This is a genomic window from Exiguobacterium sp. BRG2, assembly GCF_031844245.1.
In the GTDB taxonomy this organism is placed as follows: domain Bacteria; phylum Bacillota; class Bacilli; order Exiguobacteriales; family Exiguobacteriaceae; genus Exiguobacterium_A.
This window is the reverse complement of the sequence record NZ_JAUZUW010000025.1, coordinates 1-1,441: the sequence shown is the minus strand read 5'-3', so window position 1 is coordinate 1,441 and position 1,441 is coordinate 1. Positions and strand designations below refer to the sequence as shown.

Sequence of the window (1,441 nt, the reverse complement as noted above, 5' to 3'; positions counted from 1 at the left end):
TGAACTGCCCCATAAAAGTTGGACATAAAAATCCAACTTTTATGGGGTGTTTTTTATGGTCAAATATACGAAGGCATTTAAGATCAAGGTCGTTGAACGTTATCTGACGGGACGAGACGGATACCAGATTATGGCGGAGGAATTCGGGATACGACCTGAACGAGTCCGTGAGTGGTCGCGTCTTTATGAACGTTGGGGAGAGACGATCTTCGATCCTTCCTATACAACACACTCGCCGGCATTTAAACTGGAGGTATTAAACGACATGGCGACCAACGGACTGTCCTACATAGAGGCAGCCGTAAAATATCGAATTTCCTCCCCGGGGATGATCTCGAACTGGCGATCGACGTATGAACGGGAAGGGACCGCAGGTCTGGTCGCTAGACCGAAAGGACGTGCCCCGATGGCGAGACGCAAGAAGAAAGATTTTGAAGAGATGACAGAAGTCGAGAAGCTCAAGGAGCGGGTCGAGTATCTCGAGATGGAGAACGCTGCGCTAAAAAAATTGAGAGCCTTGGTTCAAGAAGAGAATGCGCGACGAACCGGATCAAGGCGCAAGTAATCGATGAGTTGCGGGCGGTCTATCCCGTTCCGGGACTCCTCCGCGTGCTCGAGATGGCTCGGAGTGTCTACTACTATTGGCGGACGCGCCTGACGGGCGAAGACAAGTACGCGGAAGTGAAGTCGGCTATCCATACCCTCTTCCACGAACATGAGGGACGATGTGGCTATCGTCGCATCCACGCACTTCTCGAACGCCAAGGCTTCCGGCACGATCCGAAGACCGTGCGCCGTCTCATGAACGAGCTCGGTCTCAAGTGTCTCGTCCGCATGAAGCGATACCGTTCCTATAAAGGACGGGTCGGAGAAGTCGCACCGAATCTTCTCCAACGTGACTTCAAGGCAACCGGTCTGAACCAGAAATGGGTGACTGACGTCACTGAATTTCACCTATTCGGGGAGAAGCTCTACCTCTCGCCGATGATGGACTTGGGAAACCGTGAAATCATTGCCTATACCCTATCGGACCGCCCTACATACCGATTCGTTGGCGAAATGTTGGACCAGGCAATCGCGAAGCTCGACGGAGAGGCGCGCCCAATCCTTCATTCCGATCAGGGGTGGCATTATCAGTATCGAGCGTTCACTGGTACGCTCCACGAACATGGCATCACGCAAAGCATGTCCCGTAAGGGCAACTGTCTCGACAACGCAGCCATCGAAAGCTTCTTCGCCGTGCTCAAGTCAGAGCTCCTGTATCTCAAGGAGTTTGATGACATGGATCACTTCAAATATGAGCTTGAGCGTTACATCGAGTACTATAACCATCGTCGTATCAAGAGACGACTAAAAAACCTGAGCCCGGTGGAATACCGGACTCAGGTCCTCAAGGTCGCCTGACAAATTATTTATTGTCTAACTTTTTTGGTTCAGTTCA

General features: G+C 51.5%; 1 protein-coding gene. It reads left to right on the top strand.

What is annotated here, in order from left to right:
- The first annotated feature begins 55 nt into the window (after positions 1-55).
- A protein-coding gene (locus tag Q9R23_RS15870; RefSeq protein WP_483867098.1) for an IS3 family transposase occupies positions 56-1,404 on the top strand; the annotation gives its coding sequence in 2 pieces (ribosomal slippage) (positions 56-512 and positions 512-1,404; 1,350 coding nt in all).
- Positions 1,405-1,441 lie beyond the last annotated feature (37 nt).